Origin of the sequence: Paractinoplanes durhamensis (assembly GCF_016862175.1) — a bacterium.
GTDB classification, from domain to species: domain Bacteria; phylum Actinomycetota; class Actinomycetes; order Mycobacteriales; family Micromonosporaceae; genus Actinoplanes; species Actinoplanes durhamensis.
This window is the reverse complement of the sequence record NZ_BOML01000038.1, coordinates 195,987-216,688: the sequence shown is the minus strand read 5'-3', so window position 1 is coordinate 216,688 and position 20,702 is coordinate 195,987. Positions and strand designations below refer to the sequence as shown.

Sequence of the window (20,702 nt, the reverse complement as noted above, 5' to 3'; positions counted from 1 at the left end):
GAAGAACGGACTTAACGGGAAAACGGCCGGGCAGCCGTCATGGCTGATCCGACCGTTTCGCCGTCGAGCAGTGTCCGCGCCCCTACGAGAAGCGCTGGGTCGCCTGCTTCTCGGTGTTGATGTAGTCCTCGGCCGACTCGTCGACGGCCTTCTTGATGTTCGTCAGGATCTGCTGGAGATCCTGCGAGGCGTTCTGCCACTTGGTCTGCCGCACCTCGTACGCCTGCTGAGCGTCGCCGCCCCAGGTCGAGGTGAGCCGCTTGCCGTCGCTCTCGAGCTGGGTGAGCGAGGACTGCAGCTTGCTGATCGCCGAAGAGATGTCGGCACTCGCGTTCTGCAGTGAAGCGAAGTTGACGAGCAGCATGCCGTCACCAGCCATGGTCTTTGTTCCTTTCCCCGTCCAGGCGTCAGAGCGGCAGGCTGAAGCTGCCACCGCTGTTGGTCAGCTTGCTAGCAGCGCTCGTGTCGGTCGAGTCGTAACCGAGACCCGACGCCTTGATCGACTCGGCGGTCTCGGCGAGCGCCTGGTTGAGCTGCTTGAGGTCCGACTCGTACTGAATCTTGACCTGCTCGAACGCCTGGGCACCCATGCCCTTCCAGCTCGAACTGAGCTGCGACAGCTGGTTCATGAGCTGGCTCAGCATGCTCGTAAGGTCCTGGTTGACCCGCTCGAAGTTCTGAGCGCCTGCCGCCATTTCACTGGCTTGAGCTTCCGTCTGTCCGGCCACCCGGACTTCACCCCGCTTTCCTGGCTCGATTTGCCGAAACGCCAGGGTCCGACGTAGACCCCGATGCATCGACGTGGACCACCACGTTAGCTGGTCTGCCCCGATCGAGGGGGGCAGCCCGTGATGGGCCAGCTACTTGTGCCCCTAGAACGCCGACGGTAGCGACTCGGTTCAATGCGCGAAACCCCGGCATCAGGGCCTGTGGATAACTCGCTGCCCCCTCCGACGGACCGCCAGGCCATACGATGGGCCGCGCACGGGGTGAATGCGGTCGGAAGGACGGTGTGGTGTGACGGTGGGCGTGGCAGACGGCCGGGACTACCGCGATCTCACCGGGCCGGCCAAACCGGCACCGAAGGCGGACGCTCGTCCGATCCGGGGTGGACGGCTCTTCGGTGTGCGGGCGAGCCAGCTGGTCGGCACCCAGGTCGCGGCCGTGGCACTGCTGATCGGCGCGATCAACGGCCCGATCGCGATCGCCGCCGCCGCCGTCGTGGCCATCGGCATCCTGGCGCTGACCTGGTTGCGGATGCGCGGTCGCTGGGTCTTCCAGTGGATCGGGGTGGCGATGCGCTACTCCGGGCGGCGGCACCACGCGCCGGCCGGCCTGCTCGACTTCGTCGCGCCCGGGTCCAGAGTGGAGCAGGCCGACCTCGGTGGCGATCCGGCCGCCGTGATCGTCGACGGCACCGGCCTCACCGCGGTGCTCGAGCTGGGCGACCCGGCCGGGCTGCTCGCCGAGGACGCGGCCGGTCTGCCCTCCCCGGCCGCCCTGCTGCCGTCGGCCGGTCCGGACCACCCGCCGGTCGTCATCCAGCTGCTGCTCAGCGGCGCGCCCGCGCCGTCGCTGCGGGCCGGCTCCGGCACCCCGGCCAACTCCTACCGTCAGCTCACCGAGGGCCGCCTGCTCGGGCACAGCCGCGCGCTGCTGGCGGTGCGGGTGCTCCGCGCCGAGGGCTGGGCCGAGGAGGAGCTGCTGCGCGCCCTCTCCGGCCTGGTGCGCAAGCTGACCCGCCGGCTCTCCACGGCGCCGGCCCGGCCGCTCGGCGAGGCCGCGACGCTGCGGGTGATGGCCGAGCTGGCGCACGACGACGGGTCCGGCGCGGCCCAGGAGACCTGGCCCGGCCTGCGGGTCGGCGGCCTGGCGCAGGCCTCGTTCCGGATGACCCGCTGGCCCGACCTGCGGGTCGAGACCTCCCGGCGGCTGGTGCCGCGGTTGCTCACGCTGCCCGCGGCGGCCACCACGGTGTCCCTGACCGCCGGTCCCCGCCCGGCGAGCGGCCCCACCCCGATCGATCTCATCGTGCGGCTCGCGGCGCCCGAGCCGACCTCGCTCGGCGTCGCCGGCCAGGCCCTGCGCAAGGTCGTCGCGGCCGAGCACGCGAACGTTCGCCGGATGGACGGCGAGCACCTGGCCGGCCTGGCCGCCACCCTGCCGCTCGGCAACGGCCAGCCGGCGACCGTGCCCGGCCTGCCGCCGGACGGGGTGCATCCGGCCGAGAAGTTCGACGGGCTCAACCTGCCGGTCGGCACGTCCGGGCTGATGCTGGGCCGCAACCGGCACGGCAACCCGGTGGTGATCCGGCTGTTCCGCCCGGAGCCGACCCGGGCGCTGCTGATCGGCGGCGTGCCCTGTGCCCAGCTGGTGGTGCTGCGGGCGATGGCCCTCGGCGCCCGGGTGGTGGTGCAGACCGCCCGCCCGCAGGCCTGGGAGCCGTTCGTCCGGGGCGCCGCGGTGCCCGGTGAGTCGATCGCCGTGGTCCCGCCCGGCCGGCCGATCGAGATCGCCCCCGGCTCGGCCCTGCACCCGCTGCTGACCGTGGTCGACGTCGGCCCGGTCGGCGCCGACACCCGGCCCGGCGAGGGCTGGCAGGCCACGCTGGTGGTGCGCGATGAGTTCGGGGTGGCCGACGTGGATGTCGCCTCCCGGGCCGACCTGCTGATCCTGCAGCCGCTGCGCGACGAGGAGTCGACGTTGCTGGCCGGCGCCCTCGGCCTGGGCGAGGTGGGCCAGTGGCTGACCCGCATCCGCCCCGACATGGTCGGCGTGGTCAACCGGCGGGCGGTGCGCTGGGCGGCGCTCGCCCAGACCGCGATCGAGGGCCAGCTGATCGGGTCCCCGACACGGTAAAGGCCGGCAGTCCGGAAAAGATCGGCGTGGTGCCATATCCGGCGTTGGCATGATCGTGACACCATCGCTGGCCATGGGCATTCTCATCCGACTGGTGATCACGGCGGTCTCGCTGTGGATCTCGACTCTCGTGATCAGCGGGATCGAGCTGGACACCGACTCGCTCTCCAAGAAGATCGTCACGCTGCTGGTCGTGGCGGCCATCTTCGGCATCGTCAACGCGGTGCTCCGGCCGATCATCAAGGTGATCGGCTGCGGGCTGTACGTGCTGACCCTCGGTCTCATCGCGGTGGTCGTCAACGGGCTGCTGTTCCTGCTGACGAGCTGGATCGCGGGCGAGCTCGACCTGCCGTTCCACGTGGCCGACTTCTGGCCGAGCGCCGTGCTCGGCGCGCTCCTCGTCGGCGTGGTGAGCTGGCTGCTCAACATGCTGGTGCCGGACGGCTCCGACGACTGAGTCGCACGTTCCGCGGGCGGGGCGGTCAGGTGCACGAGCTTGACTGCCCGCAGCCCGTGAGCTGAGCCATACGCAAGGACCGTTCCCGGCCCCCGGCCTTACGGTGTGGGCATGAGCGAAGAGCGGCGCGGATACCTCTACGGCCTGCTGGCCTACGTGATGTGGGGTTTCTTCCCGATCTATTTCAAGACGCTCCGCCCGGCCTCCCCGCTGGAGATCCTCGCGCACCGGGTGATCTGGTCGGTGGTCTTCGTCGCCCTGCTGCTCGCGGCCATGCGCAACTGGCGCTTCCTCGGCCGGGTGCTGCGCTCGCGCCGGTTGTTCGGTGGCATCGCGATCGCCGCGGTGCTCATCGCGATCAACTGGGGCACCTACATCTACGGCGTCAACTCGTCGCGGGTCGTCGAGACGGCGCTCGGCTACTTCATCACCCCGCTGCTGCTGGTGCTGCTCGGCGTGACCGTGCAGGGCGAACGGCTGCGCCGCTGGCAGTGGGCCGCGGTCGCGGTCGGTGGCATCGCGGTCGCCGTGCTCACCATCGACTACGGCCGGCTGCCCTGGATCGCGCTGCTGCTGGCCGCCAGCTTCGGCACCTACAGCCTGGTCAAGAAGCGGCTGTCACTCCCGCCGGCCGAGGGCATGTTCGTCGAGTCCTCGGTCCTGGCGATTCCGGCGCTGGTCTACGTGATCTGGCTGACCAGCACCGGCGACGCGAAGTTCGGCCACGTGTCGACGCTGCACACGGTTCTGATGGTTTTCTCCGGGGTGGCCACCGCGGTGCCGCTGCTGCTCTTCGCGGCGAGCGCCAACCGGATCTCGATGACCAGCATCGGCATCCTGCAGTACGTGGCGCCGATCCTGCAGCTCGCCTGCGGCCTGCTGATCTACCACGAGCCGATGCCGCCGGCCCGCCTCGCCGGCTTCTGCCTGGTCTGGGTCGCGCTGATCATCTTCACCGTGGACGCGCTGCGGAACCAGCGCAAACGAACGGCGACCGGCACGACGGCCGCCACCGTCGAACCGGTCACCGCACTGCCACCCCGCTGACCCGGAATCAGGGGATCAGGGGACGTCGTAGGCGAGCAGCGGACTGCCGTCGGACTTCACCAGCTCCAGCCGGGAAAGACTGCCGCGGCCGAAGTGGGTCGGGCTGTTCATCCGGAAATCGGTGCCGGGCGCGCCCTGCCAGGAGCCGATCTGCTCCTGCTCGTTGCCGGGACCGTAGGCGACCAGGCGCAGGGTCGCCGGTTGGTCACCGTGGTACGAGCAGCGGAGCTCGACCGTGGTGCCGCCGCTGGTGCTGGTCAGCCGCACCGTGGCGCTGACCGGCGAGGAGCCTTCGACCCGGGTCATCGCCACCGCCGGACCGGTCGGTGCGCCGGCCGGGGTCGTGCCGCGGGTCCAGGCCAGCACCCCGATGCCGACCAGCCCGACCAGGATGGCCGCGGCGATGGAGCTCAGTACCCGTACACCGAAAGCCTTCCGCCTTTTTCCCCGGCCGATGGCCGGCGCCGCCATGTCCCGCAGTGAGGCGCCCGGATGATCGCCGGCCGTCAGGGTCGGGTCGAGAAGCTTCGCGAACTCCTTGGCGTCGAGACGCGCCAGGAGGTCGGGCAGTGCCGAGATGTCAGCAACCGCTTCCCGACAGAACGAACAGGTGGCCAGATGGCGCTCGTAGGCGGCCCGCTCGGCCGGCGACAGCGCACCCAACACATACGCCCCGTCATCATGCTCATGCTCGCAGTGCACCCCGTCACCACCCTCCGCTGACCTCCCGCGTGCACCCTGTCTTACGTGGCCGGGCTACGGGAGGTTCAACGGAGTCTTAGAGGTGCATGTCAGGCCGTCGCCGACTCACCCGCGGAGAGCGCTTCCGCGACATTGCGGGCGGCCGCGGTCAGCTTGGCCCGCACCACCCGCGCCGAGGTGAGCATTTCGGCCGCCGGGAGCGAACAGGCGAGCACCAGCCGGCGCTCGATGTCACGGTCGGCGACCACCAGCACGGCCGCGCAGGCCAGCCCCTGCCGGAACTGACCCATCTCGATCTGCATGCCGCGTCGCTCGCCGGCCGACAGGTCGGCCTCGAGGGCCTCCGGCGTGATCAGGGTGGCCGGCGTGAACTGCCGCATGCCGTAGTCGCGCAGGTAGCGCGCCCGCTGATCGGGGGTGAGCGTGGCCAGCAGCGCCTTGCCCAGGGCGGTGGCGTGGCCGCCCTCGTCGAAGCCGGGCGCCATGTCGTCGACGAAGGGCGAGCGAGCGCCCTCGGCCGACGCGGTCACCGCGATCCGGCCGCCGACGAAGCGGCCGAGGTAATGGGTGTAGCCGGTGTCCAGGGCCGAGCGGCGTAGCGCCTCACCGACCGCGGGCGGGCCACGGAATGCCGATACGAGCTCTCGGTACCGATCTGCGATCTCCAGACCGACGATGTACGTGCCGTCCTCGCGACGGATCACGTATCCCTCGTACGCCAAAGTTCGCACGAGGTGGTACGTCGTGGCGACGGTCAACTCGCACCGCCGCGCTATCTGTTTCACGGTGAGTCCGCGCGGGGCCCGGCCGACCGACTCGAGGACGCGCAACGCGCGTGACACGCTCCGAATCAGATCGGACGGCTCCGCCAGGGGGTCGCGCACAGCTACCTCCGACGCCAGGGACTTACACCATATGAAGAATCTTCCGCCGACGGAATGCCAAAAGCGTGTGGATCACGATCGATTTACACGACGTGTGTGGTCATTTGCACTCAACGCGCTCGGATGCATTCTCCGGGCCTAGTCTCCGAGAGATGGCCGCGTTCAAGATCAACGGCACCCGCAACGCATCGACCAGCGTGAACGTAGTCCGTCCGGTGCGCGCGGCGACCGGCGCCCTCACCACGACCATCGCGGTGAGCGTCCCGGTGTTCCTGGTCGGCGGTCTCGCCGTGCAGATCGGCGACGAGCTCAACTTCTCCCCCGCCGGCCTCGGTTTGGCCGTCTCGGCCTACTTCGGCGCCAGTGCACTCGCCTCACTGCCGGCCGGGGTCCTCGTCGAGCGCTACGGCGCCGCCCGGATCTCCCGGGCCGGCATCGCCCTCTCCGCGGTCTCGCTGCTCGGCATCGCAGTCGCCGCGAATGCACTGTGGAGCCTCATCGCCATCCTCGCCCTCGGCGCCGGCGCCAACGCGATGGGCCAGCTCGCCAGCAACACCAGCCTGTCCCGGCACGTGCCGCCCGGCCGGCAGGGCCTGTCGTTCGGCGTGAAGCAGGCCGCCATCCCGGTGAGCACGCTCCTGGCCGGTGCGGCGGTGCCGACGGTGGCCCTGACCCTCGGATGGCGCTGGGCGTTCGTCCTGGCCGCTCTGCTCGCCGCTTCGGCCGTCCTGCTGGTGCCGGCCGACCGCCCGGTATCGGCCCCATCCGGCGGCCAACCGGAGAAGAGGGCCACCGGAGCCCTGGTCGTCGTCGGCCTGGCCGCCACGCTCGCGGCCGGCTCGGCCAATGCGCTCGGCACCTTCCTGGTCGACTCGGCCGTCGCCCGCGGCATCTCGCCCGGCCCGGCCGGGCTCGCCCTCACCCTGGGCAGCGCGGTCTGCGTGGCCGCCCGGCTCGGCGGCGGCTGGCAGGCCGATCGACGCCCGAGCCGCCAGGTCGGGGTGATCGCCGGGTTGCTCGCCTGCGGGGCGGTGGGGCTGCTCCTGCTGGCCGTGCCGGGGCCGGTGCCACTCGTGGCCGGGGTGGTGTTCGGGTTCGGCTTCGGCTGGTCGTGGCCGGGCCTGATGAACTTCGCCGTGGTGCGGCTGCATCCGCAGGCACCGGCCGCGGCCACCTCGATCACCCAGACCGGCGTCTACGCCGGGGGTTGTGCCGGGCCGCTGGGTCTGGGCGCGGTGGCCTCGCCGGCCGGCTATCCGACCATGTGGATCGCCGCGGCGGTGGCGATGGTGGCGGCCGCCGTGTTGATGCTGCTCGGAAGCCGCCTGCTGGCTGACGCCGGCTGACCAGCTCAGCTCGTGCGGCACAGCTCAGCTCGTGCCGTCCAGCTCAGCTCGGCCGGTACAGCTCAGCTCGTGCGGTCGGCGATGTAGTCGCAGAGCGCTTCCATCGCGCGCTTCGCCTCGCTCGCCGGCAGCGGCGCCAGCTGCGCCCGCGCCTCCTCGGCGTAGTTGCGCACCGTCTCCCGCGCCCGCTTCATCGCGGCCGACTCGCGCAGCAGCGTCAGCGCCTCGGCGTGCAGGACGTCGTCGGTGATCGGCCCGGTCGCGAGAATCTCGCGCAGCCGCACCGCGGACGCGTCGGTGTCGCCGTCGTCGGCCAGCGCGTAGAGCACCGGAAGGGTCGGCACACCCTCGCGCAGGTCGGTGCCGGGCGTTTTGCCCGACTGGTCCGACTCGGACGCGATGTCGAGCAGGTCGTCGGAGAGCTGGAACGCGATGCCGATCGTCTCGCCGTAACCGGTGAGAGCCTCGACGATCTGCGGCGACGCACCGGAGAACAGCCCGCCGAACCGCGCCGACGTAGCGATCAGCGACGCCGTCTTCTCGGTGATGACGTGCAGGTAATGCTCGATCGGATCGAGCCCCCGCGCGCCCACCGTCTCGGCGATCTGCCCGTGCACCAGCCGCGAGAACGTGCGCGCCTGCAGCCGGACCGCCTCCGGCCCGAGCGAGGCGGCGATGTCGGAGGCGCAGGCGAACAGGAAGTCGCCGACCAGGATCGCCACCGAGTTGCCCCAGCGCGAATTGGCACTCGGCGCACCCCGGCGAACCAGGGCCTCATCCATGACGTCGTCGTGATAAAGCGTGGCAAGGTGGGTCAACTCGACCACATTGGCGGCGGCCACGATCTCGGGCGCGGTCGGGTCACCGAACTGCGCTCCCAGCGCCACCAGCAACGGCCGGAATCGCTTCCCGCCGGCATCGGCGAGATGCCGCGCAGCCTCGGCCACCAACGGATCGGCGCTGGCCACGTAGGCCCGCAGCGCCTCCTCCACAGCGGCCAGCGTCGCGGTGACCGAGGCATCAACCGCGGGGTCGATGTCGAGGCCAAGCGACGACAGCGTCATATCACCGGTGCTTACCACGCTTTCACGATGCCACATGGGTCCGACGCTTTCGGGATCAGGGGGCACAAGATCAAAATCAGAAGCCATCAGATGTACGGGTAAGCCGAGTTCCCGCCCCAGCGCCCGGCCAGGCGGTGGGTCACGCTCCGCGCGCGGCCGCCGGGCGGGCCCGGCCCACCAGCTCTCCGGCCCCGATCATTTCCAGCCACCGCCCGACCTACGCCGCCCCATGTCGATCGACGATCACGAACTCGCCATCGCCGCCGCCGAAGCCGGGGCGGCAGTGGTGCGAGCCCGCTTCGGCACCGAGATGCCGCGGGGGCGAAGGGTACCGGCGACTTCGCCGCCGGCACCACGATGGTCGCGGTCACCGTGGCCTGCTGGCCGCGGCCGACCCGGAAACCCACGCCACCCGGCTGTCGCTGATCGATTTCCCGGTCTGACCCGGCACGCAAAACGGGCCCCGGCCGAAGCCGGGGCCCGTTCCACAGGCGATCTTTATCGGACGAACTGGGCCGCGTCGCGGGTCAGGTCGATCAGCGGGGCCGGGACCACGCCGAGGGCGAAGGTCGCGATCACGCCGATGGTCAGGGCCGCCGACGTCAGGAAGCCGGGGATCGACACCGTCGGGGTGGTCTCGCCCGGCTCGCTCAGCCAGAGCAGCACGACGACCCGAAGGTACGGGAAGGCCAGCAGCATGCTGCTGATCACACCGAAGATGACCAGCCAGGTCTGCCCACCCTCGACGGCCGCCCCGAAGACCGCGAACTTGGCGGTGAAGCCACTGGTCAGCGGGATACCGGCGAAGGCCAGCAGGATGAAGGTGAAGGTGCCGGCGAACAGCGGGCTCTTGCGGCCCAGGCCGGCCCAGCGGGACAGGTGGGTGGCCTCCCCGTCGGCGTCGCGCACCAGGGTGATGATGCCGAACGCGGCGAGCACCGAGAAGCCGTACGCCACCAGGTAGAACATCGTGCTGCTCAGGCCCTGCTCGTTGAGCGCCAGGACGCCCACCAGCAGGTAGCCGGCGTTGGCGACGGAGGAGTAGGCGAGCAGGCGCTTCATGTCGGTCTGAGTGACCGCCAGGACCGCGCCGACCAGCATGGTGAGGACCGCGATGACACCGAGGACCGGCTGGAAGTCCCAGCGGACGCCCTCGAACGACACGTACAGCACGCGGAGCAGGGCACCGAACGCGGCGACCTTGGTGCAGGCCGCCATCAGCGCGGTGATCGGCGTCGGCGCGCCCTGGTAGACGTCCGGCGTCCACACGTGGAACGGCGCCAGCGCGGCCTTGAACAGCAGGCCGATCGCGACCATCGCGAGGCCCGCGTAGAGCAGGACCTCGCTGCGCTGCGGGTTGGCGACCGCGTCGTGCACGGCGCCGAGCGAGATGCCGCCCGAGAAGCCGTAGATGAGGGCCACCCCGAACAGGAAGAACGCCGAGGCGTACGAGCCGAGCAGGAAGTACTTGAGCGCGGCCTCCTGGCTGAGCAGGCGACGCCGGCGGGCGAGCGCGCACAGCAGGTACAGCGGCAGCGAGAAGACCTCGAGCGCCACGAACATCGTCAGCAGATCATTCGCGGACACGAACAGCAGCATGCCGCCGAGCGCGAAGAGCGTCAGCGGGTAGACCTCGGTGGCACCCGGCTGCTCGCCGGCCTGCCGCAGGTCCTTCTGCGAGCCGACGGTGACCGCCGCCTGGGAGACGAACGCGCCGCCCTTCTCCATCGACCGCTCGCCGATCAGCATCAGCGAGACGGCACCGAGCGCCAGGATGGCGCCCTGCAGGAAGAGGGTGGGGCCGTCGACCGCGACCGCGCCGCCGATGGTGATCTTCTGGGTGTTGTGCTCGACGATCACCGCCACGAACGACGCGATGATCGCCACGAAGGAGAGGCCCAGCTGGACGGCGTGCCGCGACCTGCGCGGCGTGAGCGCCTCCACCAGGACGCCGAGGCAGGCGAACCCGAAGAGGATCAGCATCGGCGACAACGCGCCGTAGTCGATGGCGGGAAGTTTGAGTGCTTCCATGGCTAGCGAGCCACCCCTCCATTAGCAGTGACCGCCGTCGGCCCCGGATCGGTCTTCCCGACGTCCTGCATGGTCGCCTGGACCGCCGGGTTGATCACATCCGTGACCGGCTTCGGGTAGAAGCCGAGGAACAGCAGCAGGAGGATCAGTGGGGCGACCACGACCTTCTCCCGCAGCGTGATGTCCTTACGCATGGCCGGCACCTCTTCGAGGGCCGGGTTCAAGGTGCCCTGGGTGGTGCGCTGCACCATCCAGAGGACGTACGCGGCGGCCAGGATGATGCCCACGGTCGCGATGACGGCGTACGCCTTGTGCACCGTGAACGTGCCGATCAGCACCAGGAACTCGCTGATGAACGGCGCCGTGCCGGGCAGGGCCAGCGAGGCCAGACCGGCGAAGAACAGCACCCCGGCCAGGACCGGGAGCAGCTTGCCGGCGCCGCCGAAGTCGCTCACCAGGCTGGAACCGCGCCGGGCCACGAACATGCCGACCACGATGAACAGCAGGCCGGTGGCCAGGCCGTGGTTGACCATGTAGAGCACCGAGCCGGTCCCGGCCTGGGTGGTGAAGGCGAAGATGCCGACCCCGATGAAACCGAAGTGCGCGATCGACGTGTACGACACCAGGCGTTTCAGGTCGTTCTGGCCGACCGCGAGCAGCGCCGCGTAGATGATGCCGATGACCGCGAGGACCAGGGCGGCCGGCGCGAACCAGCGGGACGCCTCCGGGAACAGCGGGAGGCAGTAGCGCAGGATGCCGAACGTCCCGACCTTGTCCATCACGCCGACGAGCAGCGCGGCCGCACCGGCGGGTGCGGCGCCACCGGCGTCCGGGAGCCAGGTGTGGAACGGGAAGAACGGCGCCTTGATCGCGAACGCCACGAAGAAGCCGAGGAACAGCCAGCGGGACGTGTTCTGGTCGATCTCGCCGACCGACTGGAGCACCCGGGTGAAGTCGAAGGTGTGGCCGCCGACCACCCACAGCCCGATCACCGAGGCCAGCATGAACAGGCCGCCGACCAGGCTGTAGAGGAAGAACTTGACGGCCGCGTACTGCCGCCGGGCCCCGCCGAACGATCCGATGATGAAGTACATCGGGATCAGCATGACCTCGAAGAACACGTAGAACAGGAAGATGTCGGCGGCCGCGAAGACGCCGATCATGGTGAACTCGAAGGCCAGCAGCAGGGCGAAGTAGACCGGCGCCGAGCGCTTGCCGTCCCCGTCCACGTCGTGCCAGGACGCCAGGATCACGACCGGCGTGAGCACCGCGATCAGCATGAGCATGACCAGCGCGATGCCGTCGGCGGCGAAGGTGAAGCGGGCATCCCAGGAGGGGATCCACTGGTACGACTCGTGGAACTGGAACCGGTCGCCATCGATCTTGAACGCGACCCACATGAAGATGCTGAGCACGAGGACGACGAGTGACCAGGCCAGCGCCACGGTCTTGGCCAGCTCGGCCTTCTGCCGTGGGATCAGGCCCACCACCAGCGCGCCGACCAGCGGCAGCACGGTGAGGACGGACAGGAAGGGAAAGCCACTCACGCGAACCACCCCAGCTGGATTGCAAGGAAGGCGCCGACCACGAGCACGGCACCGGTGAGCATGGAGAGGGCGTACGAGCGGACGAACCCGGTCTGCAGCCGCCGTAGTCGTCCGGAACTGCCACCGACGCCGGCCGCTATCCCGTTGACCAGGCCGTCGATGCCCTTGTTGTCGAAGAACACCAGCGCCCGGGTGAGGTAGATACCGGGGCGCTCGAACACCGCCTCGTTGAAGGCGTCGGTGTAGAGGTTGCGCCGCGCGGCGGTGACCACCGCACCGGCCGGCTGCTCCTGCAGGGCGGTGCCCTTGCTGAACAGCGCCCAGGCGAGGCCGGCGCCGCCGACCGAGACGACCAGCACCAGAATCGAGATCAGGAGCTTCGGCATGACCGGGTCGTGCTCGCCCTCGCCGGTGACCGGTTCCAGCCACTGCGGGATGGCCGAGTGCCGGCTGAGCAGGAAGCCCGCCACGATCGAGCCGAGCGCCAGGAGCATCAGCGGCACGGTCATGATGAACGGCGACTCGTGCGGGTGCTTGTTCTGCTCGGTGTAGCGCTCCGGCCCGTGGAACGTCAGCACGAACAGCCGGGTCATGTAGAACGCGGTCAGGCCGGCGCCGAGCAGGGCGGCCGTGCCGAACAGCCAGGACGTCCAGTCACCGCGGGCGTACGCCGCCTCGATGATCGGGTCCTTGGAGAAGAAGCCGGACAGCGGCGGGATGCCGATGATCGCGAGCCAGCCCATCATGAAGGTGAGCCAGGTCCACTTCATGTGCTTGCTGAGGCCACCGAACCGGCGGATGTCTTCCTCGTCGTGCATGCCGTGCATGACCGAACCGGCGCCGAGGAACATGTTGGCCTTGAAGAAGCCGTGCGCCACCAGGTGGATGATCGCCAGGGCGTACGCCCCGCCGCCGAGCCCGACGCCCAGGAACATGTAGCCGATCTGGCTGACCGTCGACCAGGCCAGGACCCGCTTGATGCCGTCCTTGGCGGAGCCGATGATGCAGCCCACCAGCAGGGTGAGCGCGCCGACGCTGACCACGATCGTCTGCAGCGTGTGGTTGGCCGAGAAGATGTGGTTGGAGCGGGCGATCAGGTAGACGCCCGCGGTCACCATGGTCGCGGCGTGGATGAGGGCGGAGACCGGGGTCGGGCCCTCCATCGCGTCCGGCAACCAGGCCTGCAGCGGGAACTGACCGGACTTACCGGCCGCCCCGAGCAGCAGCAGGATGCCGAGGATCAGCACCGTGGTGCCGGACAGCGCGGTGACGCCGTTGAAGACGTCGTCGTACTGCGTGCTGCCGAGCGTGGCGAACATGATGAAGATGCCGATGGCCAGGCCGGTGTCGCCGACCCGGTTCATCAGGAACGCCTTCTTGCCGGCGGTGGCCGCGGCCGGCCGGTTGTACCAGAAGCTGATCAGCAGGTACGACGCGAGACCCACGCCTTCCCAGCCGAAGTACAGCATCACGTAGTTGTTGCCGAGGACCAGCAGGAGCATGGCCGCGACGAACAGGTTGAAGTAACCGAAGAACTTGCGGCGCCCCGGGTCGTGCTCCATGTAGCCGACCGCGTACAGGTGGATCAGCGAGCCGACACCCGTGATCAGCAGTACGAAGATGCCGGACAGCGGGTCGAAGAGCAGCCCGAAGTCGACGTGCAGATTACCGACGGCGATGAAGTCCCACAGGCTCAGCTCGGCGGAGCGATGCTCCGCGTCGAGCCCACCGAGCTGGATGAAGAAGACGAGCCCGAGCACGAAGGAGGCCGCCACCGCGAGGACCCCGAGCCAGTGCCCCCACTTGTCGGCGCGCTTGCCGAGGAGAAGCAGGACCGCGGCACTCGCGAGCGGAATGGCCACCAAAAGCCAGATTCCGCTCAACGCTCCCGTCGCGTGGGCATACTCCACTGTCTGTTCCACGTGAAGGCCCCTTTAGTACTTGAGGAGGTTCGCGTCGTCGACGCTCGCGGAGCGTCGAGTACGGAAGATCGACATGATGATGGCGAGACCCACCACGACCTCGGCTGCCGCGACGACCATCACGAAGAACGAGATGATCTGACCGTCGAGGCTGCCGTTGATCCGGCTGAAGGTGATGAATGCCAGGTTGGCCGCGTTGAGCATGAGCTCGATGCACATGAACAGCACGATCGCGTTGCGGCGGATGAGCACCCCGGTAGCACCGATGGTGAACAGGATCCCCGCAAGTACGAGGTAGTAGTCGGGAGTCACTTCTCGGTTCCCTTCGGAGCCGCCTCTTGGGCAGTCAGCTCACGCACGGGCAGGATCGGCGAGATGGTGCGCTCCGACCCGTTGCCGTCCGGAAGCCGGCCCGGCGCCGCCACCGACATGGTGTTGGCGTAGACGCCCGGGCCCGCCTTCGCACCCGGGTAGTTGCCCGGGCGGAAGCGCTGGGTCATCCGGCTGACCTGGTCGACCATCTCGCTCTTGGCCCGCTCGACGTGGGCCAGCACCATCGCGCCGACCGCCGCCGTGATCAGCAGGGCCGAGGTGACCTCGAACGCGAAGACGTAGCGGGTGAACAGCAGACTCGCCAGGCCTTCCACGTTGGTGCCGTGGGCCGCATTGGCCTCGGTCAGGCCGACCACCGGGGTGTCGCCGAGCGCCCGGGCCAGCCCGGTCCCGACCAGGACCGCGAAGCCGACGCCGAGCACGATCGCGGCGATCCGCTGGCCGCGGAGCGTCTCGATCAGCGAGTCGGAGGCATCCCGGCCGACCAGCATGATCACGAACAGGAAAAGCATCATGATCGCGCCGGTGTAGACGATGATCTGGACGGCACCGAGGAACGGCGCCGCGTTGATCACGTAGATGAAGCCCAGCGAGAGCATCGTCATGACGAGCCAGAGCGCGGAGTGGATCGCGTTGCGGGCGATCACCATGCCGAGCGCACCGGCCACCGCGATCGTGGCGAGGATCCAGAACCCGACCGCCTCGGCGGTGGAGACGTGGTTCATCGGGCCGCCTCCTTCGCGGCCTCGCCGGAGCCGCCGGTGCCGTCGGCCGCGTCGTTGGTGGCCCACGGCGCCCGCTCGGCGCCGGCCGACGTGCCCGGGTTGGTCAGCGCACCGAGGTAGTAGTCCTTGTCGGTGTCGCCGAGTCGCATCGGGTGCGGCGGCTGCTCCATGCCGGGCAGCAGCGGGCCGAGCAGTTCCTTCTTGGTGAAGATCAGGTCCTGCCGGTTGTCCCGGGCCAACTCGTACTCGTTGCTCATGGTCAGCGAACGGGTCGGGCAGGCCTCGATACACAGGCCGCAGAAGATGCAGCGGGCGTAGTTGATCTGGTAGATCTTCGCGTACCGCTCACCGGGCGAGTAGCGCTCCTCGTCGGTGTTGTCCCCACCCTCGACGTAGATCGCGTCGGCCGGGCAGGCCCAGGCGCACAGCTCGCACCCGATGCACTTCTCCAGGCCGTCCGGGTGCCGGTTGAGGATGTGCCGGCCGTGGTAGCGCGGCGCCGGCTTCGGTGGCGAGAACGGATAGTCGGTCGTGATGACCTTGCGGAACATGTGCGCGAAGGTCACTCCGAAGCCCTTGAACGAGCCCGTGAACGTCCCCACGTCACACCTCCTTGGTTTCGGTATCGCCGCCGACGGTGGCGGGGGTGCGTTCGGCCACCGCGCGGCGGGCCCGCGGGCTCGGGGGTACCTGCAGATCGATCGGCGGCACCGGGAAGCTGCCGGGCGGCTTGGCCGCCAGCTGTTCCTCGACGGACAGCTGCCGTGGTTTGCGGCTGGCCGGCCAGAGCATGGCCACCACCAGGACGACGACCACCAGACCACCGATGGAGTACCACTTGGTGCGGTCGGTGAGCTCGTTGTTGGCCAGCTTCACGTACGAGAGGAAGAGGATCCACACCAGGCTGACCGGGATGAGGACCTTCCAGCCGAAGCGCATAAACTGGTCGTAGCGCATGCGGGGCAGGGTGGCCCGCAGCCAGATGAAGCCGAACAGGAAGATCAGCAGCTTGGCGAGGAACCAGATCAGCCCGAACCAGCCGGCGTTGGCACCGTGCCAGACGGCCGTGATCGGCCATGGGGCACGCCACCCACCGAGGAAGAGCGTGGTACAAAACGCCGACACGGTGATCATGTTGATGTACTCGGCGAGGAAGAACATCGCGAACTTGAACGACGAGTACTCCGTGTGGAAGCCCCCGACCAGCTCGGACTCGGCCTCGGGGAGGTCGAACGGCGCCCGGTTGGTCTCCCCGACGCCCGCGATCATGTAGATGATGAAGCTCGGGAAGAGCAGCACCGCGTACCAGCTCGGCGTGGTGAGCTCCATGCCGAAGAGGTGGAACGGGTTGCCGTGCGCCTGGGCCGCGACGATCTGCGAGGTGCTCATCGTGCCCGCGGTCATGAAGACCGCGACGATCGAGAGGCCCATCGCGACCTCGTACGAGATCATCTGGGCACTGGACCGGAGACCACCCAGCAGCGGGTAGGTCGAGCCGGACGCCCAGCCGGACAGCACCACGCCGTAGACGCTCATCGAGGAGCAGGCCAGCAGCACCAGCACCGAGACCGGCACGTCGGTGAGCTGCAGCGCGGTCTTGTGGCCGAACATGCTGACCACGCCGCCGAACGGAATCACCGAGAACGCGGTGAACGCGGTCGTGCAGGAGATCACCGGGGCGATGAAGTAGACCACCTTGTCGGCGGTCTTCGGGATGATCTCCTCCTTGAACGGCAGCTTCAGGCCGTCGGTGAGGCTCTGCAGCCAGCCGTTCGGGCCGACCTGGTTGGGGCCCGGCCGGACCGCCATCCGGGCCACGACCTTGCGCTCGTAGTTGATCGTGAAGAGCGTCAGGAGCAGCAGGATCACGAACACGCCGAGCAGCTTGATCAGCGTGATCCACCAGATGTCGTTCTCGAACGTCTGGAGGCTCGGGTCCGTGGCGTGCGCCGCCACCATCATCGAGTTCACGAGTTCGCCCCCTCGGCGAGGACGGGTCCCGGCTTACCGGCGGAGAGCCGGACCACCGCGCCCGAAGTGACGCCGAGGCTGCGACGAACGCTGGAGCCCGGCGAGTTGGTGGGAAGCCATACCACCTGCGGGGGCAGGTCGGTGATCGCGGCCGGGAGGGTGACCCCGCCCCGGTCGGTGCTGACGGTGACCGCGTCACCCTCGGCGACCCCGAGCGACTCGGCCAGGTCCTTGCCGATCCGCACCAACGCCGGCCGCGCCGTGCCCTTGAGCACGTCGTCGCCGTCGAGCAGCGAACCCGAGTCGATCAGGTGGTGCCAGGTGGCGAGGACCGCCTCGTTGGCACCGGTGGTGGGCAGCGCGCCGGCCGAGGCCGACGGCACCGACGGGCGGTCCGCCTTGCTCGGCGGCATGGCCCCGAGCTCGCGGCGGATCGCCATCACGTCGCCGGTGCCCAGGGTGACTTCGAGCAGGGCGGCGATCGCCTCGAGTACCCGGCCGTCGGTCATCGCCACGGTCGGCAGCACCTCTCCGAAGGAGCGGAGCCGGCCCTCCCAGTCCATGAACGTTCCGGACTTCTCCTGGGCCGGGGCGACCGGCAGCACCACGTCGGCGCGGCGGGTCACCGCGCTGCCGCGGATCTCCAGGCTCACCACGAAGCCCACGTTGTCCAGGGCCTGCTCGGCCAGGCGCGGGTCGGCCAGGTCGCCCGGGTCGACGCCGCCGACCAGCAGGCCGCCGAGCGTGCCGTTCGCGGCCGCCGCGACGATCGCGTCGGTGTCCCGGCCCGGCCGGCTCGGCAGGGCGCCGGCCTCGACGTCCCAGGCGAGCGAAAGCTCGGCGCGGGCCGCCGGGTCGTTGACCGGACGGCCACCGGGAAGCAGGTTGGGCAGGCAGCCGGCGTCGACCGCACCGCGGTCACCGGCCCGGCGCGGCACCCACGCGATGCGGGCGCCGGTGCGAGCGGCGAGAGCGGCCGCCGCGGACAGGCCGCCCGGCACCTCGGCCAGGCGCTCGCCGACGATCAGCAGCGCGCCCGGCGTGCCGAGCGCGGCGGCGACGGTCGCGTCCTCGGCGAGCGCCTTGGCCTCCCCACCCGGCGCGGCCGCGACCAGCGTCGCGCTGATCTTGGTGAAGCCCCGGGTCAGGAACGGCGCGATCGCCGTGACCCGCAGCTTGCGCTTGTCGGCCGCCTTACGCAGCCGCAGGAAGAGGATGGGGCTCTCCTCCTCCGGCTCGAGCCCGACGATGACCGCGGCCGGCGCGTTCTCCACGTCGTCGTAGGTGACGTCGGAGATCCCGCCGGCCACCGAGGAGGCCAGGAAGTCGGCCTCTTCGGTGCTCAGCGGCCGGGCCCGGAAGTCGATGTCGTTGGTGCCGAGGGCGACCCGGGCGAACTTCGCGTACGCGTACGCGTCCTCCACCGTCAGCCGGCCACCGGTCAGCACACCGACGCCGCCGGCCGCCTTGGCGGCCTTCAGACCCTCGGCCGCGGTGACGAGAGCCTCGCTCCAGGAGGCCTCGCGCAGCTCACCGGTCTTGGCGTCGCGGATCAGCGGGTTCATGATCCGGTCGTTGGCGGTGGCGTAGCGGAAGCCCCACCGGCCCTTGTCGCAGTTCCACTCCTCGTTCACCGCCGCGTCGTCGCCGGCCAGGCGCCGCAGCACCTTGCCCCGGCGGTGGTCGGCGCGCATCGAGCAGCCGGACGCGCAGTGCTCGCACGCGGTCGGCGTGGAGACCAGGTCGAACGGGCGGGCCCGGAAGCGGTACTGCTCGCCGGTGAGCGCACCCACCGGGCAGATCTGGATGGTGTTACCGGAGAAGTACGAGTTGAAGGCGACGTCGCCCTCGCCCTCGCCGACCTGCCCGTCGCCGGTGCCGCGACCGCCGAAGAAGTCGTCCCGGTAGACGTTGATCTGCTCGCCGGACGAACGGTCCATCAGGTCGATGAACTTGTCGCCGGCGATCTCCTCGGAGAACCGGGTGCAGCGCTGGCACAGGATGCAGCGCTCGCGGTCGAGCAGCACCTGGCTGGAGATGTGGATCGGCTTCTCGTACTCGCGCTTGTGCTCGTGGAAGCGCGACTCGGTGCGGCCGTTGGACATCGCCTGGTTCTGCAGCGGGCACTCGCCGCCCTTGTCGCAGGTCGGGCAGTCCAGCGGGTGGTTGGCCAGCAGCAGCTCCATCACACCGTGCTGGGCCTTGTCGGCCACCGCGCTGGTGAGCTGGGTGTGCACGATCATGCCCTCGGCGACCGCCTGCGTGCAGGAGGCGACCGGCTTGCGCTGGCCCTCGATCTCGACCAGGCACTGGCGGCAGGCGCCGGCCGGGGCGAGCAGCGGGTGGTCGCAGAACCGCGGGATCGCGATCCCCATCCGCTCGGCAACGCGGATGACGAGCTCACCCTTTTCGGCGGTGACCTCGATCCCGTCGATGGTGAGCGTGACGCCCGTCTGGGCAGGATCAGCGACCTTCTTCGCTACGTCCGTCATCAGTGCGCTCCAACCAGAGCCTTGGCGGAAAGCCGCGGAGCGGTCCGGCCCTCGATGTAGTCCAGGTAGTCCTGGCGGAAGAACTTCAGCGTCGACATGACCGGCGTGGCCGCGCCGTCGCCGAGACCGCAGAACGACCGGCCGAAGATGTTGTCGGCGGTGTCCTGGAGGGTGTCGAGGTCGGCGTGGGTCCCCTCGCCGGACAGGATCCGGCGGTAGGTGCGGACCATCCAGTAGTTGCCCTCGCGACACGGCGTGCACTTGCCGCACGACTCGTGGTGGTAGAACTCCAGCCACCGCCAGGTCGCGTAGACCGGGCAGTCCTTGTCGCTGAAGATCTGCATGGCCGTGGTGCCGAGCAGCGAGCCCTGGGCGGCGACGCCCTCGAAGTCCATCGGGGTGTCGATGTGCTCCGCGGTGAGCAGCGGCGTCGACGAGCCGCCCGGCGTCCAGAACTTCAACTCGTGGCCGGGCTTCATGCCGCCGGCCAGCTCGATCAGCTCGCGCAGCGTGATGCCGAGGCCGCATTCGTACTGGCCCGGGTTGACGACCCGGCCGGAGAGCGAATAGATCATCGGGCCGGTCGACTTCTCCGTGCCCATGCTCTTCCACCAGTCGGCGCCGCCCAGCACGATGTAGGGCACGCTGGCGATGGTGCCGACGTTGTTGACCACGGTCGGACTGGCGTAGAGACCCGCGATGGCCGGGAAGGGCGGGCGCAGCCGGGGCTGGCCGCGGAAGCCTTCCAGCGAGTCGAGCAGCGCGGTCTCCTCGCCGCAGATGTACGCGCCGGCGCCACTGTGCACGACCAGGTCCAGGTCGAAGCCCGAGCCCAGGATGTTCGTGCCGAGGTAGCCCTTGGCGTACGCCTGCTTGACGGCGGCCCGCAGCCGGCGCGCGGCGTGCACCGCCTCGCCGCGGATGTAGATGAACGCGCGGCTGGCCCGGATCGCGTACGACGCGATGATGATGCCCTCGACCAGCGCGTGCGGGTCGTAGGTCATCAGCGGCAGGTCCTTGCAGGTGCCCGGCTCGCCCTCGTCGGCGTTGACGACGAGGTAGTGCGGCTTGCCGTCGCCCTGCGGGATGAAGCTCCACTTGAGGCCGGTGGGGAAGCCGGCACCGCCGCGGCCGCGCAGGCCCGAGTCCTTCACCAGCTGGATCAGGTCGTCGGGGTGCACGTCCAGGGCCTTCTTGAGGGCCGCGTAGCCGTCCAGTCGCTCGTAGACGTCGATCTTCCAGGCGTCCGGCGAGAGCCAGCGCTTGGTCAGGACGGGGGTCAGCTTTTCCAGGACCTCACGCCGTGGCTGAGTCACTTCTTC

General features: G+C 69.6%; 18 protein-coding genes. 4 read left to right on the top strand and 14 right to left on the bottom strand.

The features are described 5' to 3' along the window. Positions 1–82: 82 nt before the first annotated feature. Both Adu01nite_RS24360 and Adu01nite_RS24355 read right to left on the bottom strand, forming a co-directional pair. Positions 83–379, bottom strand: a complete 297-nt coding sequence (locus Adu01nite_RS24360; RefSeq protein ID WP_203729561.1) for a WXG100 family type VII secretion target — start codon at positions 377–379, stop codon at positions 83–85. A 28-nt stretch (positions 380–407) separates the two neighbouring features. After that, on the bottom strand, positions 408–797 hold the full coding sequence (locus Adu01nite_RS24355) for a WXG100 family type VII secretion target (RefSeq protein WP_203729559.1): 390 nt from the start codon (positions 795–797) through the stop codon (positions 408–410). A gap of 226 nt (positions 798–1,023) precedes the next feature. On the opposite strand from Adu01nite_RS24355, the gene eccE reads away from it, so the two are divergent. From eccE to rarD, 3 genes are all read left to right on the top strand, one after another. Then, positions 1,024–2,859 carry a type VII secretion protein EccE gene (eccE, locus tag Adu01nite_RS24350; RefSeq protein ID WP_239132662.1) on the top strand — a complete coding sequence of 612 codons (1,836 nt, stop codon included), beginning with the start codon at positions 1,024–1,026 and terminating at the stop codon, positions 2,857–2,859. 73 nt (positions 2,860–2,932) lie between these two features. Further along, a complete protein-coding gene (locus Adu01nite_RS24345; RefSeq protein WP_203729555.1) occupies positions 2,933–3,316 on the top strand; it encodes a phage holin family protein in 384 nt (127 codons plus the stop codon). Between the two features lie 111 nt (positions 3,317–3,427). After that, positions 3,428–4,363, top strand: coding sequence for an EamA family transporter RarD (gene rarD / locus Adu01nite_RS24340; RefSeq protein WP_203729552.1), 936 nt, complete (start codon positions 3,428–3,430; stop codon positions 4,361–4,363). 15 nt (positions 4,364–4,378) lie between these two features. On the opposite strand, the gene Adu01nite_RS24335 is transcribed toward rarD, so the two are convergent. Together Adu01nite_RS24335 and Adu01nite_RS24330 are read right to left on the bottom strand one after the other, a co-directional pair. Next, entirely contained in the window at positions 4,379–5,029 is a 651-nt protein-coding gene (locus Adu01nite_RS24335) for an anti-sigma factor family protein (RefSeq protein WP_239132661.1), read from the bottom strand. A 125-nt stretch (positions 5,030–5,154) separates the two neighbouring features. Beyond that, the gene (locus Adu01nite_RS24330; protein WP_203729548.1) at positions 5,155–5,949 is read right to left on the bottom strand and encodes an IclR family transcriptional regulator; all 795 of its coding nucleotides are present in this window, start codon (positions 5,947–5,949) and stop codon (positions 5,155–5,157) included. 152 nt (positions 5,950–6,101) lie between these two features. Between Adu01nite_RS24330 and Adu01nite_RS24325 the strand changes: the two genes are divergently transcribed. Continuing rightward, the gene (locus Adu01nite_RS24325) at positions 6,102–7,295 is read left to right on the top strand and encodes an MFS transporter (RefSeq protein ID WP_203729546.1); all 1,194 of its coding nucleotides are present in this window, start codon (positions 6,102–6,104) and stop codon (positions 7,293–7,295) included. Positions 7,296–7,357: 62 nt separating this feature from the next. On the opposite strand, the gene Adu01nite_RS24320 is transcribed toward Adu01nite_RS24325, so the two are convergent. The 10 genes from Adu01nite_RS24320 to nuoF form a co-directional block, all read right to left on the bottom strand. Then, positions 7,358–8,359: a polyprenyl synthetase family protein gene (locus Adu01nite_RS24320; RefSeq protein WP_203729545.1), complete on the bottom strand. Its 1,002-nt coding sequence runs from the start codon at positions 8,357–8,359 to the stop codon at positions 7,358–7,360. A gap of 498 nt (positions 8,360–8,857) precedes the next feature. Beyond that, a complete protein-coding gene (gene nuoN / locus Adu01nite_RS24315; protein ID WP_203729543.1) occupies positions 8,858–10,390 on the bottom strand; it encodes an NADH-quinone oxidoreductase subunit NuoN in 1,533 nt (510 codons plus the stop codon). Positions 10,391–10,392: 2 nt separating this feature from the next. Next, positions 10,393–11,937, bottom strand: coding sequence for an NADH-quinone oxidoreductase subunit M (locus Adu01nite_RS24310; protein ID WP_203729541.1), 1,545 nt, complete (start codon positions 11,935–11,937; stop codon positions 10,393–10,395). Further along, a complete protein-coding gene (nuoL, locus tag Adu01nite_RS24305; protein ID WP_203729539.1) occupies positions 11,934–13,859 on the bottom strand; it encodes an NADH-quinone oxidoreductase subunit L in 1,926 nt (641 codons plus the stop codon). The genes Adu01nite_RS24310 and nuoL overlap by 4 nt, the downstream gene beginning before the upstream one ends. A 12-nt stretch (positions 13,860–13,871) precedes the next feature. Beyond that, positions 13,872–14,171 (bottom strand): NADH-quinone oxidoreductase subunit NuoK, encoded by a 300-nt coding sequence (gene nuoK, locus Adu01nite_RS24300; RefSeq protein WP_203729537.1) that lies wholly within the window; start codon positions 14,169–14,171, stop codon positions 13,872–13,874. Then, the gene (locus Adu01nite_RS24295; protein WP_203729535.1) at positions 14,168–14,917 is read right to left on the bottom strand and encodes an NADH-quinone oxidoreductase subunit J; all 750 of its coding nucleotides are present in this window, start codon (positions 14,915–14,917) and stop codon (positions 14,168–14,170) included. Before Adu01nite_RS24295 ends, nuoK begins: the two co-directional genes overlap by 4 nt. Then, on the bottom strand, positions 14,914–15,519 hold the full coding sequence (gene nuoI, locus Adu01nite_RS24290; RefSeq protein ID WP_203729533.1) for an NADH-quinone oxidoreductase subunit NuoI: 606 nt from the start codon (positions 15,517–15,519) through the stop codon (positions 14,914–14,916). The genes Adu01nite_RS24295 and nuoI overlap by 4 nt, the downstream gene beginning before the upstream one ends. Position 15,520: 1 nt before the next feature. Then, positions 15,521–16,879 carry an NADH-quinone oxidoreductase subunit NuoH gene (nuoH, locus tag Adu01nite_RS24285; protein WP_379138255.1) on the bottom strand — a complete coding sequence of 453 codons (1,359 nt, stop codon included), beginning with the start codon at positions 16,877–16,879 and terminating at the stop codon, positions 15,521–15,523. Positions 16,880–16,884: 5 nt separating this feature from the next. Continuing rightward, complete coding sequence (locus Adu01nite_RS24280) at positions 16,885–19,380, bottom strand: NADH-quinone oxidoreductase subunit G (protein ID WP_203729531.1); 2,496 nt, start codon at positions 19,378–19,380, stop codon at positions 16,885–16,887. Further along, positions 19,380–20,696 carry an NADH-quinone oxidoreductase subunit NuoF gene (nuoF, locus tag Adu01nite_RS24275; protein WP_203729529.1) on the bottom strand — a complete coding sequence of 439 codons (1,317 nt, stop codon included), beginning with the start codon at positions 20,694–20,696 and terminating at the stop codon, positions 19,380–19,382. Before nuoF ends, Adu01nite_RS24280 begins: the two co-directional genes overlap by 1 nt. Positions 20,697–20,702 lie beyond the last annotated feature (6 nt).